At 60.1% G+C, this 26105-nt stretch carries 24 protein-coding genes; 11 read left to right on the forward strand and 13 right to left on the reverse strand.

What is annotated here, in order from left to right:
* Window positions 1-6 precede the first annotated feature (6 nt).
* Window positions 7-1797 (forward strand): KinB sensor domain-containing domain, encoded by a 1791-nt coding sequence (locus ABIE16_RS17810; RefSeq protein ID WP_218494521.1) that lies wholly within the window; start codon window positions 7-9, stop codon window positions 1795-1797.
* A gap of 7 nt (window positions 1798-1804) precedes the next feature.
* On the opposite strand, the gene ABIE16_RS17815 is transcribed toward ABIE16_RS17810, so the two are convergent.
* From ABIE16_RS17815 to ABIE16_RS17845, 7 genes are all read right to left on the reverse strand, one after another.
* Window positions 1805-3418 carry an EAL domain-containing protein gene (locus ABIE16_RS17815; RefSeq protein WP_057712590.1) on the reverse strand — a complete coding sequence of 538 codons (1614 nt, stop codon included), beginning with the start codon at window positions 3416-3418 and terminating at the stop codon, window positions 1805-1807.
* 76 nt (window positions 3419-3494) lie between these two features.
* Window positions 3495-4274, reverse strand: a complete 780-nt coding sequence (locus tag ABIE16_RS17820; RefSeq protein ID WP_057716533.1) for an N-acetylmuramoyl-L-alanine amidase — start codon at window positions 4272-4274, stop codon at window positions 3495-3497.
* 103 nt (window positions 4275-4377) lie between these two features.
* Window positions 4378-6336: a GGDEF domain-containing protein gene (locus ABIE16_RS17825; protein WP_429521672.1), complete on the reverse strand. Its 1959-nt coding sequence runs from the start codon at window positions 6334-6336 to the stop codon at window positions 4378-4380.
* Window positions 6333-7211, reverse strand: coding sequence for an endonuclease/exonuclease/phosphatase family protein (locus tag ABIE16_RS17830; protein ID WP_057712592.1), 879 nt, complete (start codon window positions 7209-7211; stop codon window positions 6333-6335). The genes ABIE16_RS17825 and ABIE16_RS17830 overlap by 4 nt, the downstream gene beginning before the upstream one ends.
* 14 nt (window positions 7212-7225) lie before the next feature.
* Window positions 7226-7867, reverse strand: a complete 642-nt coding sequence (gene dsbA, locus ABIE16_RS17835; RefSeq protein WP_090452332.1) for a thiol:disulfide interchange protein DsbA — start codon at window positions 7865-7867, stop codon at window positions 7226-7228.
* Window positions 7868-8066: 199 nt separating this feature from the next.
* Window positions 8067-8696: a c-type cytochrome gene (locus tag ABIE16_RS17840; RefSeq protein ID WP_057712594.1), complete on the reverse strand. Its 630-nt coding sequence runs from the start codon at window positions 8694-8696 to the stop codon at window positions 8067-8069.
* 45 nt (window positions 8697-8741) lie between these two features.
* On the reverse strand, window positions 8742-9032 hold the full coding sequence (locus ABIE16_RS17845; RefSeq protein ID WP_008002190.1) for a c-type cytochrome: 291 nt from the start codon (window positions 9030-9032) through the stop codon (window positions 8742-8744).
* Between the two features lie 191 nt (window positions 9033-9223).
* On the opposite strand from ABIE16_RS17845, the gene yihA reads away from it, so the two are divergent.
* A complete protein-coding gene (gene yihA / locus ABIE16_RS17850; RefSeq protein WP_046042671.1) occupies window positions 9224-9868 on the forward strand; it encodes a ribosome biogenesis GTP-binding protein YihA/YsxC in 645 nt (214 codons plus the stop codon).
* 409 nt (window positions 9869-10277) lie between these two features.
* On the opposite strand, the gene polA is transcribed toward yihA, so the two are convergent.
* Window positions 10278-13082: a DNA polymerase I gene (polA, locus tag ABIE16_RS17855; protein WP_429521673.1), complete on the reverse strand. Its 2805-nt coding sequence runs from the start codon at window positions 13080-13082 to the stop codon at window positions 10278-10280.
* A gap of 74 nt (window positions 13083-13156) precedes the next feature.
* On the opposite strand from polA, the gene ABIE16_RS17860 reads away from it, so the two are divergent.
* Window positions 13157-13444 carry a DUF2782 domain-containing protein gene (locus tag ABIE16_RS17860; protein ID WP_057712597.1) on the forward strand — a complete coding sequence of 96 codons (288 nt, stop codon included), beginning with the start codon at window positions 13157-13159 and terminating at the stop codon, window positions 13442-13444.
* A gap of 60 nt (window positions 13445-13504) precedes the next feature.
* Window positions 13505-14455, forward strand: coding sequence for a homoserine kinase (locus ABIE16_RS17865; RefSeq protein WP_007969797.1), 951 nt, complete (start codon window positions 13505-13507; stop codon window positions 14453-14455).
* A gap of 114 nt (window positions 14456-14569) precedes the next feature.
* Here ABIE16_RS17865 and znuA read toward each other — a convergent pair whose 3' ends face one another.
* The gene (gene znuA, locus ABIE16_RS17870; RefSeq protein WP_429521674.1) at window positions 14570-15490 is read right to left on the reverse strand and encodes a zinc ABC transporter substrate-binding protein ZnuA; all 921 of its coding nucleotides are present in this window, start codon (window positions 15488-15490) and stop codon (window positions 14570-14572) included.
* Between the two features lie 66 nt (window positions 15491-15556).
* Between znuA and zur the strand changes: the two genes are divergently transcribed.
* Genes zur through ABIE16_RS17890 form a run of 4 tightly spaced genes read left to right on the forward strand, consistent with a single transcriptional unit; the run spans window position 15557 to window position 18359 of the window.
* Complete coding sequence (gene zur / locus ABIE16_RS17875) at window positions 15557-16039, forward strand: zinc uptake transcriptional repressor Zur (RefSeq protein ID WP_008045818.1); 483 nt, start codon at window positions 15557-15559, stop codon at window positions 16037-16039.
* Window positions 16039-16824, forward strand: a complete 786-nt coding sequence (gene znuC, locus ABIE16_RS17880) for a zinc ABC transporter ATP-binding protein ZnuC (protein ID WP_007989407.1) — start codon at window positions 16039-16041, stop codon at window positions 16822-16824. Before zur ends, znuC begins: the two co-directional genes overlap by 1 nt.
* A complete protein-coding gene (gene znuB / locus ABIE16_RS17885; protein WP_057712600.1) occupies window positions 16817-17605 on the forward strand; it encodes a zinc ABC transporter permease subunit ZnuB in 789 nt (262 codons plus the stop codon). Before znuC ends, znuB begins: the two co-directional genes overlap by 8 nt.
* Window positions 17606-17642: 37 nt before the next feature.
* Window positions 17643-18359, forward strand: a complete 717-nt coding sequence (locus ABIE16_RS17890; RefSeq protein WP_057712601.1) for a PA5502 family lipoprotein — start codon at window positions 17643-17645, stop codon at window positions 18357-18359.
* A gap of 122 nt (window positions 18360-18481) precedes the next feature.
* Here the strand turns inward: ABIE16_RS17890 and katE are convergent, their stop codons facing one another.
* Window positions 18482-20620 (reverse strand): catalase HPII, encoded by a 2139-nt coding sequence (katE, locus tag ABIE16_RS17895; RefSeq protein WP_429521675.1) that lies wholly within the window; start codon window positions 20618-20620, stop codon window positions 18482-18484.
* 210 nt (window positions 20621-20830) lie between these two features.
* Between katE and ABIE16_RS17900 the strand changes: the two genes are divergently transcribed.
* From ABIE16_RS17900 to ABIE16_RS17910, 3 genes are read left to right on the forward strand one after another with little or no spacing between them, the layout of a single operon-like run.
* On the forward strand, window positions 20831-21838 hold the full coding sequence (locus tag ABIE16_RS17900) for a methionine ABC transporter ATP-binding protein (protein ID WP_349735887.1): 1008 nt from the start codon (window positions 20831-20833) through the stop codon (window positions 21836-21838).
* Window positions 21838-22512, forward strand: coding sequence for a methionine ABC transporter permease (locus ABIE16_RS17905; protein WP_057712603.1), 675 nt, complete (start codon window positions 21838-21840; stop codon window positions 22510-22512). The genes ABIE16_RS17900 and ABIE16_RS17905 overlap by 1 nt, the downstream gene beginning before the upstream one ends.
* 60 nt (window positions 22513-22572) lie before the next feature.
* Window positions 22573-23343 (forward strand): MetQ/NlpA family ABC transporter substrate-binding protein, encoded by a 771-nt coding sequence (locus tag ABIE16_RS17910; protein ID WP_340312679.1) that lies wholly within the window; start codon window positions 22573-22575, stop codon window positions 23341-23343.
* A gap of 166 nt (window positions 23344-23509) precedes the next feature.
* On the opposite strand, the gene ABIE16_RS17915 is transcribed toward ABIE16_RS17910, so the two are convergent.
* From ABIE16_RS17915 to ABIE16_RS17925, 3 genes are read right to left on the reverse strand one after another with little or no spacing between them, the layout of a single operon-like run.
* Entirely contained in the window at window positions 23510-24145 is a 636-nt protein-coding gene (locus ABIE16_RS17915) for an SCO family protein (protein ID WP_057712605.1), read from the reverse strand.
* Window positions 24142-25041 (reverse strand): heme o synthase, encoded by a 900-nt coding sequence (cyoE, locus tag ABIE16_RS17920; protein ID WP_008045805.1) that lies wholly within the window; start codon window positions 25039-25041, stop codon window positions 24142-24144. Before cyoE ends, ABIE16_RS17915 begins: the two co-directional genes overlap by 4 nt.
* Window positions 25029-26099, reverse strand: a complete 1071-nt coding sequence (locus ABIE16_RS17925) for a COX15/CtaA family protein (RefSeq protein WP_429521676.1) — start codon at window positions 26097-26099, stop codon at window positions 25029-25031. The genes cyoE and ABIE16_RS17925 overlap by 13 nt, the downstream gene beginning before the upstream one ends.
* Window positions 26100-26105: the final 6 nt, after the last annotated feature.

The following is a 26105-nucleotide window of genomic DNA, read 5'->3' on the forward strand; positions in this document are numbered from 1 at the left end:
TCGCCGATGAAACTGGCGATGAAATTGCGGACCCGGCTTTTCCTGAGCATCTCCGCACTGATCACCGTCGCGTTGCTCGGGCTCTTGCTCGGGCTGGTCAGCGTGATGCAGATGGCCGGCAGCCAGGAAGCACTGATCCGCAGTAACTTCATCACCCTGGACCTGGGGCTCAAGCTGCGTCAGACCCTGGGTGATCAACTGATCATCATGCTCAGCGAGAAGCCTGACTCCGCCGCTTTCGCCGCCTCGAAGCAGCGTTATTTCCAACTGCTGGAGGAGGGCATCGCCCAGGAACCGGAGGAAACCGCAAGCGAGCACGGTTTCAGAAAAGCCAAGGCCGACTACGAGCGCTTTATCCAGGCTTATGAAGCGTCCCCGGACCCGTCGAAGGTGCTCAGCAGCCACGACAACCTGACGGAAAAATTCAATGCGCTACGCAATGGCCTGATCGCCGAGCACAAGCGCGCGCTTGATAACATCAGCGATACCGAGCGCCAGGCCCGGGAGCAGGCGCTGCTGTTTGCCGGGTTGCTTGGACTGGTGGGGCTGGCGGTGCTGATCATCGGCTTCGTGACCGCACAAGCCATCGCCCGGCGTTTCGGGGAGCCCATCGAGGCCTTGGCCAAGGCGGCGGACAATATCGGCCAAGGCAATTTCGATGTCACCCTGCCGATTTCTTCGGCGGTGGAACTGAACCAGCTGACCCGGCGTTTCGGGATCATGGCCCAGGCGCTGCGTGAACATCAGGCCACCAACGTAGATGAGCTGCTGGCCGGTCAGCAGCGCTTGCAGGCCGTGCTCGACAGCATCGACGACGGACTGCTGATGATCGACCGTCAGGGCCATCTGGAACACCTTAACCCTGTAGCCCAGCGTCAGTTGGGCTGGGAGTCCGATCGTCTGGGGCAGGGGTTGGGTACGGCGCTGGAGCGCCCCGAGCTCGATGAGCAGCTGCAACTGGTGCTGCGCGGCGGCACGCTGGAGCGGGCGCCGGAAGACTTGAGTGTCGAAGTCGATGGTGAGTCGAGACTGCTGACCTACAGCCTGACCCCGGTCAGCCATACCCAGGGCCATATTCTGGGTGCCGTGATGGTGCTGCATGACGTCACGGAGCAACGAGCGTTCGAACGGGTACGCAGCGAATTCGTATTGCGAGCCTCCCATGAATTGCGCACACCGGTCACCGGCATGCACATGGCCTTCGGATTGTTCCGTGAGCGCGCTCACTTTGCCCCGGATTCCCGGGAAGCCGACCTGCTCGATACCGTTAACGAAGAGATGCAGCGGCTGATGCAGTTGATCAATGACCTGCTGAATTTCTCCCGTTACCAGAACGGTTTGCAGAAACTCACCCTGACGCCGTGTTCCATCGAGGCGTTGCTGGAACAGGCTCGGTCACGTTTTGCCACATCGGCCGAAGAGAAGGAAATCAATCTGCTCGTGGAAGTGCAGGGGCCTTTGCCGCGGTTGCAGGCCGACCAGCCACAACTGGAGCGGGTACTCGACAATTTGCTCGACAACGCCTTGCGTCACACCGGCTCCGGCGGGCGGATACGCTTGCAGGCCCGGCGTCACGGTGACCGGGTCATCATCAGTGTCGAAGACAACGGCGAAGGTATTGCCTACGGTCAGCAGGGGCGGATCTTCGAGCCCTTCGTGCAGGTTGGACGCAAGAAGGGCGGGGCCGGGCTCGGCCTGGCCTTGTGCAAGGAAATCGTGCAATTGCATGGCGGACGGATGGGTGTCTATTCACGGCCGGGGCAAGGTACTCAGTTCTACATGACGCTGACCGTTTAGGTCACCCTCACGCCTCGTCATCCAGGCGCCGGCCGGCTCGACGCCGTCCCCGGGTAATCAATTCAGTGAACTGCACTGCGCTCAACGCGCGGGCGAACAGCCAGCCCTGGCCGAACTTCACGCCTTCACTGCACAGGAACGCGGCCTGGGCCTCATGTTCGATGCCCTCGGCAATCACCTTCAGGTGCAGCGACTGGGCCATATGAATGATATGCGGCGCGACGCCGCTGCTGGCGGCGTCATGGCCCAGCGCATCAATGAACGCCTTGTCGATTTTCAGACAATCGACCGGCAGGGTTTGCAAATAGGCGAGGCTGCAATAGCCGGTGCCAAAATCATCGATCAACACCTGATGCCCGACATCCCGTAGCGCTTGCAGGTTTTCCCGGGCCACCACCACATCGACCAGCCCGCGCTCGGTGACTTCAAAAGCAATTTGCCGCGCAGCGACGCGATGCAGGGTCAGCAGCCGCGCCATCACCTGGCCAATCCGCGGAACCATCACATCACACGCCGCGAGATTGACCGAGATGTACAGCTGCGGGTTCGCACGCAGCAACTGGCCGAGTTGCTCGAGCAGGCGCTGCAAGACGAAGTCCGTCATCTGGCGAATCTGCCCGGTGTTCTCCGCCATCGGAATGAACAGGTCGGGACTGGTCAGGGTACCGTCCGGCCTGCGCCAGCGCAGCAGTGCTTCTGCCCCGACACAGTTGCGGCTATCGAGGTCGAAGATCGGTTGGTACAGCACCTGCAACTCGCCACGGCGAATCGCGCCGGCCAGTTCGGCGTCCAGCGACTGCCGTTGGCGCACCAGCAGAAACACCAGGAACCCAACGCATATGCCCAGCGCAAGGCTGGCCGGCAGCAACCACCACCAGACCGCCGGGATATGCATGCCGGTGCGCGGGCTGATCAACACCAATTGATATTCCGGGTTGTCGGTGGGCATCCGGTATATCAGGCGTGCCTGGGTGATCTGCAGCGCATCACGGTTTTTCGGTGGCCAGGCCTCGGCCGGCGGCCAGACCTGAGAAGCGCCCAGCACCGGAATCGCGCGCGCGCCATGGTCCAGAACTACCAGCAGGCTGCTGCCCGGCGACAGGTCGACCATATCGGTCAAATGCCCGCGAGAGGTCGCCACCCGGAAATTCCCGCGCCCGAGCATCAGCGCGGCACGGTTTTCATCGGGTTCAGTGGTGGTATTGAGCCAATAGCTGTAAGTCGGGCCTTTGATGTCTGGCGATCGACTCAGCGACAGCCCTTCCTGACGAGGGCGATTGGAGCAGATTCGTGAAGAGTCCATGTAGGCGGCTTCGTAGACGAAGCGATAATTGAACGTAACCTGTTGCAAGGTCGCGATCATTTCAGCATCGCAGCCGCGCAACGGTTGCGCTTCAAGGTCATCAAGGCTTTCACGCAGTTGCCCGAAGAGCTGTTCGAGACGGGCGAGGAAGCGTTCGCCCTGAGCATTCATTTCTTCGCTTTCGCTTTGCTCGACCTGGTGTATGGCGACGAACAGGCTGCCGGCCATCAATAATGTTGCGCTCAAGACAGTAGACATCAGCCCCAGGAACCAGGGGCGATGGAACCAACTACGGAAGGTCTCTCGAGCAGCAGTCATTGTGCAATATCCGATGTATTACCAATGAGTTATAGCTGCTGATTGGAAAAAAGCCCTGACCGTCGGGCGGGCGTCATTATTTTGTCTGGTTCAACACCCACAGTAGCGCGGCGGTTTGCGCATCCGGAGTGCCATCGAAACGCGCCGGACGGAAATGCATCTGAAATGCCGCTATCACATGTCGTGTCGCGACATCGAGCTCGCCGGTCTGTGGCGAGGCATAACCCAGGCGGGCCAACTGCGCCTGAAACCAACTGATGCTCGGCAACTGCTCGGCGAACAACATTTGCTGGCGCGCCACCGACTGTTCATTCGGCCAGATGCCCAAGCCTTCGGCGGCCAGACGCTTCCAGGGGAACAGCGGCCCCGGGTCCAGCTTGCGCAAGGGTGCAATATCACTATGGCCAATGATCTCGCGAGGTTTTATGCCGTGACGTTTGCTAATGTCCTTGAGCAACACGATCAGCGACTGGACCTGGTCTTCGGTGTAGGGATACCACACGCGTCCGGTCGGGGTGTCCTCGAAGCCCGGGTTGACGATTTCGATACCGATGGAACTGGAGTTCAGCCAGGTGCGGCCATTCCACTCACTCTCCCCGGCGTGCCAGGCCCGCACATTTTCATCCATCAGCTTGTAGATGGTGGCGCCCTTGTCGTCGCCGATCAGGTAATGGCTGCTGACCTCACCGTGGGTCAGCAATTGCAACGAACGCTCCAGCGAGGCATTGGTGTAATGCACCACCACAAATTGCACGCGGCTGTCGTAATTGGCCGAAGAGTGGCTGGTGTTGAAACGGGGGCCGCTGGCACAGCCGGCAAGCACAATCAGCGATAAGATCAGAGCAAAATATTTCATGGCGAAAGGCAGTACACGCAAGACAATAATGCAACAGTGTAACGTAATGCCTTGCGGGCGGACGGCAATCCCATCGAATTAAACAAAATGGAACAGATCACCGTCAGCTCGGTTCCACTCGGTTGCGGCCGGCATTTTTTGCGCGATACAGCGCCTGATCGGCTCTTTTAAGTACCTGATCGCTATGTTCACCCGGCCTGAACGCCGTCATTCCGATAGACACGGTGATGGTCACCGGCTCTCCCTTGAAGTGGAACGGACAGGCTTCAATGGAGGCCCGCAAGCTTTCCAGCATCTTCAGCCCCGCCGCCGGCACCGTGGATGGCATTAACAGCACAAATTCCTCGCCGCCGAACCGGGCAATGAAATCCGTTCCGCGCAGCCGCTTGCGCAGTACGCTGGCGATGATTTTCAGCACTTTGTCACCGGCCAGATGCCCGTAGTTGTCATTGATGCGCTTGAAATGATCGAGGTCGAGCATGGCCAGCAACAGCGTGTTGCCATGTTGTTGCCATTGTGTGACTTCATGACCCAGGCGCTCGCTCCAGGCCGCGCGGTTGGGCAGCCCGGTCAACGGGTCGACCAATGCCTTCTGTCGTTGCTCTTCAAGGTGCTCGCGGTAACCCTGGGCCTCCTGCTCCATATGGGCGACCCGCTCGGCCAGGCTGTGCAGGCGCGCAGCGACCTCCTGCTCGCGCTCATCGCGCTGTTTCTGGTGCTGGTCCATGGTGCCCAGCAAGCCTTCGAGATGGTTTTCCAGTACGTGCTTGAGATCTTCCAGGTCCGCGGCTTCCTGCATGCTGCTTTGCAGGCCATCGACCTGTTCGCGGATCTGCGTGTCCATCTGTCGCGCAGCCGAACGGTTGTCGGCGTGTCCCGCGGTGGCGGCCTGCAAGTTGCTCTGGAACGATTCGAGACGTTCGTTCAGTCGTTGCAGATAGGCTTCGAACTCATGCTGGCCGCTGTCGGTAATGGCCAGCATCAATGTGGCGAAGTCGTCGAGAATCGGCAGCAATTCGTACCAGTTCAGACCGTTTTTCAGACGATCGCGCATGGATTCGGCTTGTGGACGATGACGCTCGGGCAGTGTCAGGTCGTCGAGCAGCCCCAGCAACGTGTCTTCGATGTGGCTGGCCACCGAGCTGTAGGAGGGCTCGGGGGAATCCGGAAGTGCGTAGAGAATGTCGTGTTCGGATGGCGTCTGATCGACGACGGCCACGTCCTGCATCGGAATCGGAGGTAAGGGCAAGCTATCGGGCGATGCTTGCGCGGTCAGCTCGTCGGGGTTCGCTTGCGACTCAGGTGATGTCGCGATGGTTTCCGGGGTCGGTTTCTCGGCCGATTCGATTTCTGCCGCGGCTGCACTGGCTGGTTGAGGCTCCGCAGCCGGAGGTGCAAAAGCCACGGCTGGCTCGGTCGGCGCGAACTCGTCTTCGACTCGCTCAACAGCGGGTACCTCGCAGCTTGCCGCAGGGCTCTCGGCTACAGGGGCAGCCAGCGCAGGAGCAGCGGCCGTCGATGCCTCCGCCTCCTGCGCTTCACGACCGCCGAACAACCGCTGCAGCAAACCCGGCCGGCCGTTCTCCGTTGGGGTCTCCAGCTGGCTCAGGGCCTTGCCCTGCAAGCCACTCAGCTCGCTGAGTAGCAAGGGCATCTCGCGCGCCTGACTGACCCGCGCATCCAGGTGCTTGGCGAAATTCTTGAGTGGCCGACTCACATCCCGTGGCAATGGCAATGTTTGCAGTTGCGTGACCAGCGCAGTCAAGGCGGCACTGGTCTGGTTGACTCGGGTTTCCCGACGCTGTTCGGAGTCGAGCACGGCTTTTTCCAGGCGTGGAATCAGCGCAGCCAGGCCGGCGTCCATGTCATCGGTGCGCACGACTTCGCGCATTTCCTTCATGCATTGGTCAACGGCGCGGTCCGTACCTTCCGCTGCCAGGGTGCTGCGCACCAGCCCGCGACGCAGCAAGTCGAGCCGCGCGTCCCAGCGACGTTCGAGCTTTTCCTGTTGTTCGATGCTTTTGAGGTATTTCTCTTTCCAGCGCTGTGCTTCGTCGCTCATTCATGGGATCCGCGAGGGGCAGGACTCAACGCGGGCAATGCATCGGCCGTGAGCGAACCCGGCAGACGAATCTCTACCGCGACCGGCAGGTGATCGGAAATGGGCTGTGCCAGCACCTCAACCTTTTCCAGGGTCAGGCTCGGGCTCAGCAGGATATGGTCCAGGCAGCGCTGTGGGCGCCAGCTGGGAAACGTCGCTTCCAGTTGCGGCGCGAGCAGGCCGAGATCGCGCAACGGGGAATGTTGCAACAGGTCACTGGCATGGGTGTTCATGTCGCCCATCAGTACCTGATGCTTGTAGTCGCCGATCAACTCGCGGATGTAGGCCAATTGCAGACTGCGTGCCCGGGCGCCCAACGCCAGGTGCATCATGACCACCACCAGCGCTTCCGGGCCTTCGCCGAACCGTACCAGAATGGCTCCGCGACCCTTTGGTCCCGGCAACGGATGATCCTCAATTGCCCACGGACGCAATCGGCTGAGCACGCCATTGCTGTGCTGGGCCAGGCGACCGAGATTACGATTGAGTTGTTGATACCAGTAGGGAAAGGCGCCGAGCTGGGCCAGGTGTTCGACCTGATTGACGTAGCCTGATCGCAGGCTGCCGCCATCGGCCTCTTGCAAGGCAACCAGATCGAAGTCGCCCAGCAGATTGCCGATTTTCTGCAGGTTATCGGCACGTCCCGTGTGCGGCAGCAGGTGCTGCCAGCCCCGGGTCAGGTAATGCCGATAGCGCTCGGTACTGATGCCGACCTGGATATTGAAACTGAGCAAGCGCAGACGACTGTCTGCGGGCAGGCCCGTGGATTCCAGATGATGCTCGTTGACCCGCGGATCATGCAGGCCAACGATGCGTTCAGTACCCCATCGGCGCATGGCAGTGACTGCCCTTAGTTGGCGGCAGCCTTGTTAGCCGCTCGCTCTTTGTCGATCAGTTTGTCGGCCAGTTGCAGGGCCTGTTCGGCACCGCCGGCAGAACCCACGTCGAAGCGATACTTGCCGTTGACGACCAGGGTTGGAACGCCGGAGATTTCATACTTCTTGGCCAGTTCACGGGCTTGAACAACCTGGCCCTTGATAGCAAAGGAGTCGAAGGTGGCCAGGAATTTATCCTTGTCTACGCCCTGGGTAGCCAGGAAGTCAGCCATGTCATTCTTGTCGATCAGCTTCATTTTTTTGTTCTGGATCGCGTCGAATACCGCGGCATGAACCTTATGCTCAACACCCATGGACTCAAGGGTCAAGAACATTTGGCCATGAGCATCCCAAGCTCCGCCGAACATGGCTGGAATACGCTTGAAATTCACATCGGATGGCAGCTTTTCAGCCCAAGGATTGATTGTCGGTTCAAAATGATAGCAATGCGGGCAGCCGTACCAGAACAGCTCCACCACTTCGATCTTGCCAGGCACGGCAACCGGAACCGGATTGGTCAGCTCGACATAAGGGGCGGCTGGGGCGTCGGCGGCCTGGGCAGTCATGCCAAACAGGCTGGCAGCGGCAAAAACGGCACTGATGATCAGATTACGCATGCTTTACTCCTGGACAAATTTTTTCGCCGCGCGCGATTGTTTTCAGACAGATCCTGGCGGGCTTGAGTTCTGTAGTGTAACGGCAGCGGCCACAAAAAAGGGCGGCCAAGGCCACCCTTTTTATACTTGCCGAGACGGATTAATCGAGCGTTAACGTTGCAGGCGATCAGCACGCCGTTCAACGCCCGATCCACCGGCCTTAGTGCAGGCCTTGAATGTAGCTGGACACCGCGGCGATGTCTTCGTCGCTCAGCTTCTTGGCAATGCTCTGCATCGGTTTGGTATCGCCGTCGTTGGTGCGGCCACCTTCTTCCTTGCGGAAATCGACCAGTTGCTTGCCGACGTATTGAGCGTGCTGTCCACCCAGGTGCGGGAAACCGGCAGCCGCGTTACCTGCGCCATTTGGCGAATGGCAACCGGTGCAGGCTGGCAGGCCCTTGGCCAGGTCACCACCACGGAACAGGGCCTCACCGCGAGCGACGATCTTCGGATCGGCGGCACCGACGCTGCCTTTCTGGCTGGCGAAGTAGGCAGAGATGTCCGCCAGGTCCTGATCGCTCAGGTTGGTCAGCAGGCCGGTCATTTCCAGAACGGTGCGCTTGCCCGACTTGATGTCGTGCAATTGCTTGGTCAGGTAGCGTTCACCCTGACCTGCCAGTTTCGGAAAGTTTGGCGCCATGCTGTTGCCATCCGGGCCGTGGCAGGCGCCACAGACGGCGGCTTTGGCCTGGCCGGCTTTTGCATCACCCGGTTGTACTGCCTCACCTGCAGCATGGGCCATGCCGGAGATGCCCACGGTCAACAGCAGACTCACGATCAATTTCTTCATCAGCTAATCCAACTACGGCTAAGGGTTAAGAGTTATGGACCGGGCTTACTCGCTCATCCAAAGGATGATGGCTTGGTAATCCTCGGCACTGCAGTCCATGCACAAACCACGCGGCGGCATCGCCTTGAAACCCTGGGTCACGTGTTGCACCAGCGTCTCCATACCTTTCGCCAACCTCGGCGTCCAAGCTTCCTGATCGCCTTTTTTCGGCGCCATGGGGAGTTGGCCGGAATGACAGGCACCACAAACACGGTTGTACACAGCTTCCGGATCCTGTGTAGCCTGAGCGCTGTAAAGCGGCATCAATACACCGGCAGCTAGCAGCCATTTCGTCATAAAACGACCTTTTCAGGGTTGAGAGCGAGCTGCGTTCTAGTGCGCAATCAAGGTCTGTCGCTCTCGTGAACTTCGTCCTACGCTGGGACAAAGCGCACACAAAATCTGCGGCATTATATACTGGCGTCACTGAAACGGAAGCGACACTGCTTGCCACACCCATTCCTGGCGCCGCCCACATCGGAAATCCCATGCAACTCAAGAATCCCATCCTCGGTCTGTGCCAACAGTCCACCTTCATGCTCAGCGCCGCCAAAGTCGATCAATGTCCGGATGACGAGGGCTTCGAAGTCGCCTTCGCCGGGCGTTCCAACGCCGGCAAGTCGAGTGCCTTGAACACCCTGACCCACGCCAGCCTGGCGCGCACCTCGAAAACCCCGGGACGCACGCAGCTGTTGAACTTCTTCAAGCTAGACGATGAACGCCGTCTGGTCGACCTGCCGGGCTACGGTTATGCAAAAGTACCGATCCCGCTCAAGCAACACTGGCAGCGTCACCTGGAGGCATATCTGGGTGGTCGCGAGAGTTTGAAGGGTCTGATCCTGATGATGGACATCCGCCATCCGATGACCGATTTCGACCTGCTGATGCTCGACTGGGCCGTGGCTGCCGGGATGCCGATGCACATTCTGCTGACCAAAGCGGACAAGCTGACCTATGGCGCGGCCAAGAACACCCTGCTCAAGGTTCAGGCGGAAATCCGCAAGGGTTGGGGCGATCTGGTGACAATCCAGCTGTTTTCGGCCCCCAAACGCATGGGCCTGGAAGATGCCTACACCGTACTGGCTGGCTGGATGGAGCTGGCGGACAAGGGTGCTGAAGCAGAAGCTCAGTAAGTGCCGAAAACTGCCTGCGGCGCACGCAGGCAGTTTTCTCGGGGCAAAAAAAACCCCGGGCTTCATATGGGGAGGGAGAAGTTCCGGGGTTGAAGCTCTAGACCGCTAGGGCGGGGTCCAGATATCTGCCAACACTTAACACAACATAGGAGCATCGAAGGGCTTCACCAGCCATTCAGTAACTCTGAGTGGTGGTGTGCAAGATTAGTTCAGATTTTTTTCAGAGAGCTTTGAAATAACTCTGATAGCCCTCCGGCCCAAGCTGTTTTTTACGCCCTTCTGCCGCGGCACTATGCCGCAGCAGAACTCGACAATTTTCTGTAGGAGCGAGCTTGCTCGCGATGGAGTGTCAGACACATCGATTTCGACTGAAATTCCATCGCGAGCAAGCTCGCTCCTACAAGAAGGCTCAGTGAGCCTCATCCCAGTTATTTCCAACACCCACTTCGACCAGCAACGGCACATCCAGCTTCGCCGCCTCGCTCATGTGTACGCGAATTTCATCGCGAACCTGGTCGACCAGGTCTTCACGCACCTCGAGCACCAGTTCATCGTGCACCTGCAGGATGACTTTGGCGTCGAGGCCCGACGCGGTCAGCCAGTTATCCACCGCGACCATGGCTTTCTTGATGATGTCCGCAGCGGTGCCTTGCATCGGTGCGTTGATTGCCGTGCGTTCGGCAGCGGCGCGCTCTTGCGGCTTGTTGGAGTTGATGTCCGGCAGGTACAGACGACGGCCGAAGAACGTCTCGACATAACCTTGCTCGGCGGCCTGGGCACGCGTGCGATCCATGTACTGGCGAACGCCTGGGTACCGGGCAAAGTAGGTATCGATGTAGGCCTTGGCGGTCTTGGTGTCGACGCCGATGTCCTTGCCGAGCTTCTGCGCGCCCATGCCGTAGATCAGGCCGAAGTTGATCGCTTTGGCGCTGCGGCGCTGGTTGGAGGTCACTTCGGCCAGTTCGACCTTGAACACTTCGGCGGCGGTCGCGGTGTGTACGTCCAGATTGTGGCGGAAGGCGTTCATCAGCCCTTCATCCCGGGACAGGTGCGCCATGATCCGCAGTTCGATCTGCGAATAGTCCGCAGCCAGCAGCTTGTAACCGACCGAGGCCACGAAGGCCTGGCGGATGCGACGCCCTTCGGCGGTGCGCACCGGGATGTTCTGCAGGTTCGGATCGCTGGAGGAGAGCCGCCCGGTGGACGCCACCGCCTGGTGATACGAGGTATGGATCCGCCCGGTACGCGGGTTGATCTGCTCCGGCAGACGGTCGGTATAGGTGCTTTTCAGCTTGCTCATGGAGCGATATTCCATGAGCACTTTCGGCAATCGATAGTCGTCTTCTGCCAGTTTGGCCAGCACTTCTTCGGCGGTTGATGGCTGGCCCTTGGCGGTTTTCTTCAGTACCGGCAGGCCGAGCTTCTCGTATAGGATCACACCAAGTTGCTTGGGCGAACCGAGGTTGAATTCCTCGCCGGCAATCTCGAAGGCTTCACGCTCCAGCGCCACCATCTTGTCGCCCAGTTCGATGCTTTGCACGCCCAGCAAGGCGGCGTCGACCAATGCGCCCTGGCGCTCGATACGCGCCAATACCGGCACCAACGGGATTTCGATGTCGGTCAGTACGCTGGCCAGGCTCGGAATAGCCGAGAGTTTTTCGAACAGGGCATGGTGCAGACGCAAGGTGATATCTGCATCTTCGGCGGCGTAAGGCCCGGCCTGCTCCAGGGCGATCTGGTCGAACGTCAGCTGTTTCACGCCTTTGCCGGCGATGTCCTGGAAACTTACCGTGGTGTGGTCCAGATACTTCTGCGCCAGGCTGTCCATGTCATGGCGGGTGGCCGTGGAGTTGAGCACGTAGGACTCAAGCATGGTGTCGAAGGCGATGCCACGCACGGTAATGCCGTTGTCCTGATCGCCGCCGATGGCGCAGTTGGCCAGGATGTTCATGTCGAACTTGGCGTGTTGGCCGACCTTGAGCTTGTTCGGATCTTCCAGAATCGGCTTGAGCGCGCGCAGGACCGTGTCACGATCCAGTTGCTGCGGCACACCGATGTAGGAATGAGTCAACGGGATGTAGGCCGCTTCGTTAGCCTGAACCGCGAACGACAGACCCACCAATTGCGCCTGCTGCGCATCGATGCCGGTGGTTTCGGTGTCGAAGGCAAACAGTTTGGCGTTGTTCAGTTTTTCCAGCCAAGCATCGAACCGCGCTTGATCGAGGATGGTTTCATAGGCGGCTTCAGCAGCGACGGCCGGTGCTTCGGCCTCTGGTTCGCTGAACAGATCGGCGGCCGGTGCTGGCTCGGCAGCAGCGCTCAGTTCCTGGCGTTTGGCGTCGCGATCAAGGTCGTTCAGCCAGCTCTTGAACTCCAGCAGAGAGTACAACTCGTAGAGTTTCGCAGGATCTTCCGCGCCCATTTTCAGGTCGTCGAGGCCAACGTCCAGTGGCACGTCAACCTTGATGGTCGCCAGCTGATAGGACAGGAAGGCCATTTCCTTGTGCTCTTCGAGCTTGGCCGGCAGGGTCTTGGCGCCGCGAATCGGCAGGGTCGGCACGATGTCGAGTTGCGCATAGAGCTCGGTCAGACCGCCGTTCACACCGACCAGCAGGCCGGAAGCCGTCTTCGGACCGATGCCTGGAACACCCGGAATGTTGTCGGAAGAATCGCCCATGAGCGCCAGATAATCGATGATCTGCTCCGGAGCGACGCCGAATTTCTCCTTCACGCCCTCCACGTCCATGCTGCTACCGGTCATGGTGTTGACCAAGGTAATGTGACCGTCGACCAGTTGCGCCATGTCCTTGTCACCGGTGGAGATGATCACCGGACGATCCGCCGCCGCGCTGCTGCGGGCCAGGGTGCCGATCACGTCATCGGCCTCGACGCCTTCGACGCACAGCAGCGGGAAGCCCAGGGCGATCACGCTCTGGTGCAGCGGCTCGATCTGCACGCGCATATCGTCGGGCATGCTCGGACGGTTGGCCTTGTATTCGGCGAACATCTCATCGCGAAAAGTCCCACCCTTGGCGTCGAACACCACGGCGAACGGACTGTCCGGATATTGCTTGCGCAGGCTCTTGAGCATGTTCAGCACGCCCTTGACCGCGCCGGTCGGCAGGCCTTTGGACGTGGTCAGCGGTGGCAGCGCGTGAAAGGCGCGGTACAGGTAAGAAGAACCGTCCACCAGGACGAGGGGGGCTTGGCTCATGAGCAGGATCAACCTTTTCGGCGGGTCCGGCGCTAGAATAGCGGGACCGTTGACGACAAAGGGACAAGGTTATCATGCGCACACTAAATCGCCTGTTGCTGGCTGGCTTGTTTGCAATCGCACCATCGGCCGTGATGGCGGCGGACGATGCGCCATCGGCGGACCCGGATGTCACCATTCGCACGGAAGGGGATAAACTCATTCAGGAATACCGGCAAAACGGCTTTTTGTACGCCATCAAGGTCACCCCAAAGGTTGGCAAACCGTATTTCCTGGTGCGCGCGGATGGCTCGGAGGGAAACTTCGTCCGCTCCGACTACCCGGATATGCTGATTCCGGCGTGGGAAATTTTTAAGTGGTAAGTCGTCCTTAACTTTAATCGGCGCCGGCTCAACAGCGGCGCCCGTACTGGCAGCTTAAACATGTCTGTGTTCACCCCCCTGGCTCGGCCCGAGCTGGAAGCTTTTCTCGCCCCTTATGGCCTCGGCCGCCTGCTTGATTTCCAGGGGATTGCCGCCGGTAGCGAAAATACCAATTTCTTTATCAGCCTGGAGCAGGGCGAATTTGTCCTGACCCTGGTCGAGCGCGGTCCGGTTCAGGAGATGCCATTCTTCATCGAACTGCTCGACGTACTGCACGGCGCCGACCTGCCGGTGCCTTACGCCTTGCGCACCACAGACGGCGTGGCCTTGCGCGAACTGGCGGGCAAACCTGCGTTGCTGCAACCGCGCCTGGCCGGCAAGCACATCAAGCAAGCCAACGCGCAACATTGCGCGCAGGTGGGTGAATTGCTCGGCCATCTGCACCTGGCAACCCAGGCCAATATGATCAAGCGCAAAACCGATCGCGGCCTGGACTGGATGCTGGAGGAGGGCACGCAGTTTTTGTCGCACCTCGATGCCGAACAGAAAGACCTGCTGCAACGGGCGCTGGAAGAAATCACCCGGCAGAAAGAAAAAATCCTGGCACTGCCGCGGGCGAATATTCACGCCGACCTGTTCCGCGACAACGCGATGTTCGAAGGCACTCACCTGACCGGGCTGATCGATTTCTACAACGCCTGCTCCGGGCCGATGCTCTACGACGTGGCGATTGCCTTGAACGACTGGTGCTCGGACGACGATGGCGTAATCGATGGACCGCGAGCGCGGGCCTTGCTGGGCGCTTACGCGGCCTTGCGACCGTTCACCGCCGCTGAAGCCGAGTTGTGGCCGACCATGCTGCGGGTGGCTTGTGTACGGTTCTGGTTGTCACGCCTGATCGCGGCGGAGTCGTTTGCCGGACAGGATGTGTTGATTCACGATCCGATGGAATTTCAATTGCGATTGGCACAGCGACAGACAGTCAACACGCCTTTGCCTTTCGCCCTTTAAAGGCTTTGACCTGTGGGAGCGAGCTTGCTCGCGATAGCGGCGGGTCAGTCAACATTGATATTGATGTAATGCCGCCTTCGCGAGCAAGCTCGCTCCCACAGGGTCTGGTGTCGGTTACAACGACTCCAGGCACCCCGCCAGATCATTCCCCAATTTCTCCAACACCTGCTCATAGCCCTGGGCAGTCGCCGGCGTGTACCCGCCCAGCGCATCCAGTTCAGCCAGTTTCACCGGCAAACCCGCCACCAGTGTTTCCGCCAGACGGGGCCGCAGCGGCGGTTCGCTGAACACGCAGGTCTTGCCGACTTCCTGCAATCGCGCGCGCATCGCCGCGACATGCTGAGCACCGGGTTGCACTTCGGCCGCGACGCTGAACACACCCACGTGCTTGAGGCCGTAGGCGTCTTCGAAGTAGTCGAAGGCTTCGTGGAAAACGAAGTAGGGCTTGCCCTGAACATCGGCCAGGCGGTTCTTCAGGCGCGCATCCAGTGCATCGAGACGCTCGTCGAAGGCTTTCAGATTGCTCTGATAGCGCGCGGCATTTGCAGGATCGGCGGCACTCAGGTCAGCCGCCATTTTCGTGGCGATGACCCGGGCGTTGACCGGCGACAGCCACAAGTGCGCATCCAGGCTGCCCGGACGGTGATCGTGGTCGTGTTCGTCGGCTTCTTCAGCGTGGGAGTGGTTATCTTCGGCAAAGTGACGCAGTTTCATGCCCGGCAAATCCTGCGCGGCGACGTTGGGCAACGTACGACCATTGAGCACCCGTGGCAGGAAGCCCTCCATGTCCGGGCCGATCCAGTACAGCAGGTCCACCGATTGCACCTTGCGTACGTCGGAAGGGCGCAACGCATAGTTATGCGGTGAGGCACCCGGTGGCAGCAAAACCTCGGGGATCGCCACGCCGTCCTGCACCGCCGCGGCGATCAGTTGCAGAGGCTTGATGCTGGTAAGGACCTTGACCTCGGCCTGCGCCGAACCGATCAGCAGAAAACTTGCGATAAATGCGACAAAAACAGAAAAAAGTCGGGACACGATGACCACTCGAAGAGGCGAGAACGGGTAACATAATAACGTCTCTCACAAACCTCGTCGCCGCTCATGCTAAAAACACCGATCGCCAGCCGTCCCCACGACCACTCACATTGCGTTCACAGCGCTTTGTCCGAGGCCGATGCCCTGTGCGCACGTCAAGGTCTGCGCCTGACCGCGTTGCGCCGGCGAGTGCTGGAGCTGGTGTGGCAAAGCCACAAGCCTTTGGGTGCCTACGACATTCTCGCGGTCCTCAGCGAGCAGGACGGTCGCCGCGCCGCACCGCCGACGGTGTACCGCGCGCTGGATTTCCTGCTGGAAAACGGCCTGGTCCATCGGATTTCCTCGCTCAACGCCTTCATCGGCTGCAATCACCCGGAACATGCTCACCAGGGTCAGTTCCTGATCTGCCGTGTGTGCCACGCCGCGATCGAACTTGAGCAAAAATCCATCAGCGACGCGATCATCGCCAGCGCCAGGGATGTCGGGTTTGTCGTCGAAGGCCAGACCGTTGAAGTGGTCGGTCTCTGCTCCGGCTGCCAGGGGGCTTGATGAGCAACGCGCTGATCCGTCTTGAGCAGGTTGCCGTCACGTTCGCCGGGCAACCGGTGCTGGACAACATCGAACTGAGCGTCGAGCCGGGGCAGATCGTTACCCTGATCGGCCCCAACGGCGCAGGCAAAACCACCCTGGTGCGTGCCGTGCTCGGCCTGTTGAAACCGGACAGCGGCAGCGTCTGGCGCAAGCCGAAACTGCGGGTCGGTTACATGCCGCAAAAACTCCATGTCGATCCGACCCTCCCGCTGTCGGTCCTGCGTTTCCTGCGCCTGGTACCGGGGGTGGACCGTGCGATGGCGTTGGCTGCACTCAAGGAAGTCGGCGCCGAACAGGTGATCGACAGCCCGGTGCAAAGCGTTTCCGGTGGCGAAATGCAACGTGTGTTGCTGGCCCGTGCCTTGTTGCGCGAACCGGAACTGCTGGTACTCGACGAACCGGTACAGGGCGTCGACGTGGCCGGCCAGGCCGAGCTGTACAGCCTGATCACCCGCCTGCGTGACCGTCATGGTTGCGGTGTGCTGATGGTCTCCCACGATTTGCATCTGGTGATGAGCACCACGGACCAGGTGGTTTGCCTCAATCGTCACGTATGCTGTTCCGGCCATCCCGAGCAGGTCAGCGGCGATCCGGCTTTCGTCGAGCTGTTCGGAAAGAACGCACAAAGCCTGGCGATTTATCACCACCATCACGACCACGCCCACGACTTGCATGGCTCGGTGGTCAAGGCGCCCGCGTCGGGCCAACCCCATGTTCACGGAGATAGCTGCAAGCATGGCTGATTTTCTGCTCTACGCCCTGCTTGCAGGCCTGGCCCTGGCCGTCGTCGCAGGCCCGCTGGGGTCTTTCGTGGTCTGGCGGCGCATGGCCTATTTCGGCGACACCCTGTCCCACGCGGCATTGCTCGGCGTGGCCCTGGGTTTTCTGCTGGATGTCAGCCCGACCGTTGCCGTCACTGTTGGCTGCTTGCTGTTGGCGGTGATGCTGGTGACGTTGCAACAACGCCAGCCGCTGGCATCCGACACACTTTTGGGAATTCTCGCACCCAGCACGCTCTCTCTGGGCCTGGTGGTACTAAGCTTCATGCACGAAGTGCGGATCGACCTGATGGCCTATCTGTTCGGTGACCTGCTGGCGATCAGCCCGACCGATCTGGCCTGGATTCTTGGCGGCAGCGCGGCGGTACTGGTCTTGCTGGTTACGTTGTGGCGCCCATTGCTGGCGATCACGGTGCATGAAGAACTGGCCAGGGTCGAAGGTTTGCCCGTGGCGGGATTGCGCCTGGCGTTAATGCTGTTGATCGCCGTGGTAATTGCCGTGGCGATGAAAATCGTCGGCGTGTTGCTGATCACTTCGTTGCTGATCATCCCGGCGGCGGCGGCACAACGTCATGCTCGCTCGCCGGAACAGATGGCACTGGGCGCGAGCCTGCTGGGCATACTCGCCGTGTGTGGCGGGCTGGCGCTGTCCTGGTTCAAGGACACCCCGGCCGGCCCGTCGATTGTGGTGACGGCCGCCGCGCTATTTCTGCTGAGTTTTGTTCTGCCCCGTCGAGGGGTGTAGACTTGCTCGTTTTTTGCGCAAATAGAGAGTCGCAGGAATGAAGTCGTTCGCCTCCCGTTATCTGCTCCTTGTCGCATTTTCTTTGCTGCTGGGCGCCTGCCAAAGCACGCCACCGGCGGCCACCGAGGCCGCCGATGCGCGGGCCGCGGCCATCGTACAGCTGGAACAAAACATCGCCAGCGATGAACTGGCCATCGCCGAAGACCAATTGGCAGCCTTGCAGGCCGAATCGCCCAACGATGCTTCCCTTGAGCAATACCAGCGGCAGCTGGCCGAAGCCTATCTGCGCCGCAGCCAGATCGTGCTGCAAAAGGGTGACGTGGATGCCGCAGCAACTGCCCTGAGCCGTGCCCGCGCGTTGATGCCCAAGGCTCCGGCACTGACCGGCGGAGTCAACGGCTCGATTGCCCAGGCGCGCAAGGCCGAACTGGAAAGAGCCGAAGCCGCCCTCAAGGCTGCCGAAGCCAAGCCAAAAGCCAAGGTTATCGACCTGACGGCTGAAAGCACCACGGTCGTGCTCAATATCAACGATATGGGCAAACTGCGTCGCCAACTGGATGCCATTGCCGCCGATGTGGTGAATTTTCAGTGCGACGTGAGCATTCAGGCTCCACGCACCAATGATTACCCTTGGCTGGCCAACTTGCTGACCAAACGGGTGAAGAAACTCGATCCTGAGTTTGACCTGAAGCTGGAGCGGCAGATTTTGCGCAGTGTCCCGGCGCAGATGGTTCTAACGCCTCGTAAATCTTAAAAGCATCGCGAGCACGCTCGCTCCCGCAGGGTTTCGGGTTGCCCACACATTTTGTGACCAACACTTCTCTACTGTGGGAGCGAGCTTGCTCGCGATGGCGGTCTCCCTGGCTCCGCAGATCTTCAGGCCGGAATCGCCTTGGCCTTCGCCTCCCTGTCCCAAACCCGATGCTGCCCGATCGCGGCCAAAAACGGTTTGACCAATTTCGCATCCGCGCCAACGATCAATCCCGCATCAGCCTCCAGTTTCAACACATCCAGCAACTGCTTCGCCTCGCCCTGCAAGGCAATAGCCTTCAGATGCTTGTATGCCTCCAGCAAGTAATGCAGCGCCACCCCGTCAGTGCTCAACCCCTTGATCGACGCGGCTCCGCCCGGCACGTACACCGCATCGAACGCCACTGACGGCGAACCCTCCATCGAAGCATCGACAGCCAGGGTTTTGCCATCAGCCGTTTTCACTGGCGCCGAACTCGGCCCTAACAGTTTCGCGTGGGCGCCCTCTGCTTCCAGCGCTTTCTTCATTGCAGCGATCGAAGCGACATCAACGCCGTTTGCCACCAAAAACGCGACTTTTCGCGTCTTGATGGTTTCCGGCAACAGATTGGCCTGGCTCAGTGCAGGTGAATGATCCAGTGAAGTTTTGCGCACCTCGATGGTTCCTCGACTGGGCGCAGGCAATCCAAGGTTCTGCGCCACGCGCCTGGCCAACTCCAGATCGATATTGGCGAGGATTTCGTTCACTTCCCGGACGCGGATCGCTTCGCGCTCAACCTTGCCCAACTCAAAGCTATAGGCCGAGATGATGTGCTCCCGCTCATGCTTGCTCATGCTGTGGAAAAACAAGCGAGCCTGGGAGAAGTGGTCCGCGAACGACTCGCTGCGCTGGCGAATCTTGTTGGCGTCGATGCGTTCCGGGTAGCTATCGAACCCGCCGTCCTGAGCGGAGGCCGGCGTTTCCTTTGGCCAGCCGCCATCAATGGAGTTCGGCTCATAGGAGGCACGTCCCTTGTCGATAGTGGTGCGGTGCTGCGCATCCCGCTGGCCATTGTGGAAGGGTGACACAGGACGGTTGATCGGGATCTCGTGAAAGTTCGGCCCACCAAGTCGGCTGATTTGCGTGTCAGTGTAGGAAAACAATCGACCTTGCAGCAGAGGGTCGTTGGAAAAGTCGATCCCCGGGACGATATGCCCGGGGCAGAAGGCAACCTGCTCGGTTTCGGCGAAGAAGTTGTCCGGGTTGCGGTTCAGCACCATCTTGCCCAGCGGCGTGATAGGGACCAATTCTTCGGGGATCAGCTTGGTGGGGTCGAGAATGTCGAAATCGAAGGCATGTTCGTTCTCTTCTTCGATGACCTGCACCCCCAACTCCCACTCCGGGTAGTCGCCGATCTCGATCGACTCCCACAGATCACGACGGTGGTAGTCGGCATCTTTTCCCGCAAGCTTCTGCGCTTCGTCCCACACCAACGAGCAAGTGCCGGCCGTGGGTCGCCAGTGGAATTTGACGAACCGCGATTTTCCTTCGGCGTTGATCAGGCGGAAGGTATGCACGCCGAAGCCCTGCATGCTGCGCAGGCTTTTCGGGATCGCCCGGTCGGACATCGCCCACATCACCATATGCGCCGACTCCGGCACCAGCGAGACAAAGTCCCAGAAGGTGTCATGGGCCGAGCCCCCGGTAGGGATTTCGTTGTGTGGCTCGGGTTTGACCGCGTGCACGAAGTCAGGAAACTTGATGGCGTCCTGAATGAAGAACACCGGCATGTTGTTGCCCACCAGGTCGAAATTGCCTTCGTCGGTGAAGAACTTCACGGCGAAACCTCGCACGTCGCGCACGGTATCACCGGACCCTCGCGGCCCCTGCACCGTGGAAAAGCGCACGAAGACCGGGGTTTTCTTCGCCGGATCCTGCAGAAAACCGGCCTTGGTCAGCACAGAGTGATTTTCATAACTCTGGAAATAACCATGGGCACCGGTCCCGCGAGCGTGAACGATGCGCTCCGGGATCCGCTCGTGATCAAAATGCGTGATCTTTTCACGCATGATGAAATCTTCCAGCAAAGACGGCCCGCGGGCCCCGGCCTTCAGGGTGTTCTGGTTGTCCGCCACTTTCACACCCTGGTTGGTGCGCAAGGCTTGCTCAGTGGCATCGGAGCGAAATGTTTCCAGGCTATCGAGCTTGGCGTTGGTGTTGTGGCGGTCCGGGGTATCGGACCCGGCCAGGGCACTCCGGGTGGCGGCAGGCTTCTTGGTACTCATCAGGCGTGAACTCCTCAGGCGTATTCCAGTGGCCTAAGTAGTGACTGACGTGCTTCTTCAGCCGTTCCTTTTTTCTGACCTTTGATCGCGTTATTGCCAAATGACAGGACAAATACGAAATAAATGCTAAGAACCTCTATACGGACAGGCTAAAATGCGCGCCCGGCTAACCGCTGATCCTTTTCTAACGCGCCCCACAAGGTTCGCTACGTGATCGAGTTTCAAAACGTCCATAAAACCTACCGCGTCGCCGGTAAGGAAATCCCCGCCCTGCATCCGACCAGTCTGACGATTGAGAACGGGCAGGTTTACGGCTTGATCGGTCATTCCGGCGCAGGAAAAAGTACCCTGCTGCGTCTGATCAATCGCCTGGAAAACGCCAGTGGCGGCAAAATCACCGTCGACGGTGAAGAAGTCACCGCACTCGACGCCAACGGCCTGCGCCGCTTCCGTCAGCAGGTCGGGATGATTTTCCAGCACTTCAACCTGCTGGCCTCCAAGACTGTCGCCGACAATGTCGCGCTGCCTCTGACCCTGGCCGGCGAATTGTCGCGCAGCGAGATCGATTCGCGCGTGGCCGAGTTGCTGGCGCGGGTCGGCTTGTCCGACCACGCGAAAAAGTACCCGGCGCAATTGTCCGGCGGGCAGAAGCAGCGTGTCGGCATTGCCCGTGCGCTGGCGACCAAGCCAAAAATCCTGCTGTGCGACGAAGCCACCAGCGCCCTCGACCCGCAAACCACCGCATCGGTCCTGCAATTGCTGGCCGAGATCAATCGCGAGCTGAAACTGACCATCGTGTTGATCACCCACGAGATGGACGTGATCCGCCGGGTCTGCGACCAGGTAGCCGTGATGGACGCCGGCGTGATCGTCGAGCAAGGCTCGGTGGCCGAAGTGTTCCTGCATCCGAAGCACCCGACCACCAAGCGCTTCGTGCAGGAAGACGAGCAGATCGACGAAAGCGAACAGCGTGACGACTTCGCTCACGTGCCAGGCCGCATCGTGCGTCTGACCTTCCAGGGCGACGCGACCTACGCGCCGTTGCTGGGCACCGTCGCCCGGGAAACCGGTGTGGACTACAGCATCCTGGCTGGTCGCATCGACCGCATCAAAAACATCCCCTACGGGCAACTGACCCTGGCCGTGACCGGCGGTGACATGGAAGCAGCCTTCGCCCGCTTCACCGCAGCCGACGTCCACATGGAGGTGCTGCGCTAATGGAAGCCCTGACAAGTTTCTTCGCCAATATCGACTGGTTCGAAATCTGGCTGGCCACCGGTGACACCTTGCTGATGCTGGGTGGTTCGCTGTTGTTCACCGTACTGCTTGGCCTGCCGCTGGGTGTGCTGCTGTTCCTGTGCAGCCCGCGCCAGTTGCTGGAAGCCAAAGGCATCTACGCGATGTTGTCGCTGGTGGTGAACATCCTGCGCTCGCTGCCGTTCATCATCCTGCTGATCGTGATGATTCCGTTCACCGTGTTAATCACCGGTACCTCCCTTGGTGTCGCCGGTGCAATTCCGCCGCTGGTAGTGGGTGCCACGCCGTTTTTCGCGCGCCTGGTGGAAACCGCCCTGCGTGAAGTAGATCGCGGCATCATCGAAGCGACCCAGGCCATGGGCGCGACTACACGACAGATCATCACCAATGCCTTGCTGCCGGAGGCTCGTCCGGGCATCTTCGCGGCGATTACGGTGACCGCCATTACACTGGTGTCCTACACGGCGATGGCCGGTGTCGTTGGCGCTGGTGGTCTGGGTGACCTGGCGATCCGTTTCGGTTACCAGCGTTTCCAGACCGATGTGATGGTGGTGACAGTGGTGTTGCTGCTGGTACTGGTCCAGGTACTGCAAACCGTTGGCGACAAATTGGTCGTCCACTTTTCCCGTAAGTAAGACATGAGCCGGCCATTCGCTGGCAGGCGCCAAACGGGCGCCTCACATGGAGTTAGCTGAATGAAAAAACTACTCGTTGCCTTCGCGGCCGTTGCGGCATTCTCTGCCCACGCTGAAACCCTGACCGTCGCGGCCACTCCGGTTCCGCACGCCGAGATCCTCGAATTCGTGAAGCCGGCCCTGGCCAAAGAAGGCGTGGACCTGAAGGTCAAGGTATTTACCGACTACATCCAGCCAAACGTGCAGGTCGCGGAAAAACGCCTGGACGCCAACTTCTTCCAGCACCAGCCGTACCTGGATGAGTTCAACAAGGCCAAGGGCACCCATCTGGTTTCTGTGGCTGGCGTGCATCTGGAGCCCCTGGGCGCTTACTCCAGCAAGTACAAGACCATCGCTGAACTGCCTGGCGGTGCCAACGTGGTCATCCCGAACGACGCTACCAACGGCGGCCGTGCGCTGTTGCTGATGGCCAAGTCCGGCCTGATCAAGTTGAAGGATTCGAACAACATCCTGTCGACCGTCAAGGACATCACCGAGAACACCAAGGATCTGAAAATCCGCGAACTGGAAGCCGCGACCATCCCGCGCGTGCTGACTCAGGTCGACCTGGCGCTGATCAACACCAACTACGCGCTGGAAGCCAAGCTTGATCCGGCCAAGGACGCGCTGTTCATCGAAGGCAGCGACTCGCCTTACGTGAACATCCTCGTTGCCCGTCCAGACGACAAGGACACCGATGCGATGAAGAAACTGGTGGCTGCCCTGCACAGCCCGGAAGTGAAGGCCTTCATTCTCGAGAAGTACAAAGGCGCGGTGGTGCCGGCGTTCTGATCAGCTGACGTAAACGAAAAAGGGGCGCATTGAATGCGCCCCTTTTTTGTGCCCGAACCACCACCCCTTGTAGGAGCGAGCTTGCTCGCGAAGGTGTGTCAGCTGCATAGGTGTCGACTGACACTCCATCGCGAGCAAGCTCGCTCCTACAAGGGTTTTGTGTTGTTTAATTGCGCTTGAGCATCACCGGCAACTGCGCCACCAGCTTCGCATTGTTCAACGGCGCCCGAATGAACCCACGCTGTGTCCCATCCGGCCCGATCACCGCGAGGTTGCCGCTGTGATCAACGGTGTAGTTCGGCTTGCTCGTGTCCGCCGGAATGAACGGAATGCTCACCGCGTTGGCGATCGTTTGCAGTTCATCGGTCGACGCCGGGGTCAGGCCGATGAACTGCGGGTCGAAGTAGCCCAGGTACTGCTTGAGCTGCTTGGGCGTATCGCGGTTCGGGTCGACGCTGACCAGCACAATCTGCAATTTATCCACAGCCTCGGGTGGCAATTCGCTCTTGATCTGCCGCAACTGGGCGAGGGTGGTCGGGCAGATGTCCGGGCAGAAGGTGTAGCCGAAGAACAGCAGGCTCCACTTGCCTTTCAATTCATTGATCGCGACCGGCTGGCCGTCCTGATTGGTCATCATCACGTCCGGCAGATTACGGCTCTGCGGCAGCAAGATGATGCCGGCGTCGATCAGCGCCGTCGGATCGCCCTGGTTTTTCCCGGACAACACCTTGTTGACGGTCAGGCCCAGGATCAGTGCGACCAGGGCGACAAGTATGAAGACGGTTTTCTGGGTTCGAGTCATAGGTTCAACAATAGGTAGTGGTCTACGAGCAGGGCGATAAACAGCAGGAACAAGTAGTAGATAGAGTACTTGAACGTGTTGATCGCCGCGTGCGGCCGAGTGCCACGGTACAGCACCACGGCCCATTGCAGAAACCGCGCGCCCAACCCGAGCGCGCAGACCAGGTAGAGCGTGCCGCTCATGTGGATCACATAAGGCATCAGGCTGACGGCAAGCAATGCGAAGGTATAAAGCAGGATGTGAATCTTGGTGTAGTGCTCGCCATGGGTGACCGGCAACATCGGGATGTCAGCCTTGGCGTATTCCTCCTTGCGATGGATCGCCAGCGCCCAGAAGTGCGGCGGGGTCCAGGCGAAGATGATCAGCACCAGCAGCAGCGGTTCGGCGCTGACGTGACCGGTGGCGGCGGTCCAGCCAAGCAATGGCGGCGCGGCACCGGCCAGACCACCGATGACGATGTTCTGCGGGGTCGCGCGCTTGAGGAATCCGGTGTAGACCACCGCGTAGCCGAGCAACGAGGCGAGGGTCAGCCACGCGGTCAGCGGGTTGGTGAACGCCAGCAGCATGGCTTGCCCGAGGACCGCCAATACCAGCGCGAACGTCAGCGCGGCGGTCGGCGAAACCCGGCCTTCGGCGAGCGGCCGTTTGTGGGTGCGCGCCATCACCGCGTCGATGCGCCGGTCCACCACATGATTGACCGCCGCCGCGCCACCGGCACACAGGGCGATGCCCAGGTTGCCGAAAATCAGCACCGTCCACGGCACGCCCGCACGGGTCGCAAGGAACATCCCCACCAGTGAAGTGATGAGCATCAGCACCACGACTTTGGGCTTGGTCAGTTCCAGGTAGTCACGCCAGATCGCCTGACTGGGACGTTCGCCGATCAGAATCGCCATGGCATTTCTCCTTTTATTGTTATGGGCCCGGCTGAGTGTTTACGTGGGCTGAAGTGCCAGCGCGCTTGCTTGACCCGAACCAGACTGGTTCGGGCGTGGTAATTAACCAGCACCATGGTCAGCAACAGCGCCGCGCCGCCCGCGTTATGCGCGACGGCCACCGGCAGCGGCAGATGGAACAGCACGTTGCTGATGCCCAGGGTGATTTGTGCGCCGAGTGCGATCAGCACCAGGCCTGCCAGGCGCGTCATGCCAACCGCCTTCAGTTGCCAGGCCAGACCGAGCAATACCAGGGTGACCAGTAACGCGCCGATGCGATGAGTCAGGTGAATGGCCGTACGGGCATCGCTGTCCAGTTGCCCGCCGAGGTAGTTCGGGCCGATGTGCTGGGTCAGGTGAAAGCCGTTGGCGAAGTCCGCCGCTGGCAACCACTGGCCGTGGCAGGTCGGAAAGTCGATGCAGGCCACGGCGGCGTAATTGGAACTGACCCAGCCCCCGAGGGCGATTTGCCCGATCACCAGCAACAGCCCTGCCGTCGCCCAGTGCTGTAAACGTCGTGGCACCGTCAACGCCGGCAGTACGCCGGACAGGCGCAAGGTCAGCAGAAACAACAGGCTCAAGGTCGCGAAGCCGCCCAGCAAATGCCCGGTGACCACCTGCGGCCAGAGCTTGAGCGTTACCGTCCACATGCCGAACGCGGCCTGACCAAAAACCACCGCCAACAGGAACAACGGCAGCTTCACCGGCTGTCCGGGATGGCGGCGATGCACCCACGCACGACCGGCCAACACCGCGATCAACAGCCCCAGCGTGCCGGCGGTGTAGCGGTGGATCATCTCGTTCCAGCCCTTGTGGGCCTCGACCGGAGCGTCCGGGAAATGCAATTCGGCATGGGCCAGTTGGGCTTCGCTTTTCGGCACGCTGATGAAGCCATAGCAGCCGGGCCAGTCCGGGCAGCCGAGGCCGGCGTGGGTCAGGCGGGTGTAGGCGCCGAGCAACACCACAATCAGTGCCAGCAAGGTGGCAAACAACGCGAGGCGAAATCCAGGCTTGGCCATGACGAT

Source organism: Pseudomonas sp. 2725 (genome assembly GCF_050434585.1).
GTDB classification, from domain to species: Bacteria; Pseudomonadota; Gammaproteobacteria; order Pseudomonadales; family Pseudomonadaceae; genus Aquipseudomonas; species Aquipseudomonas jessenii.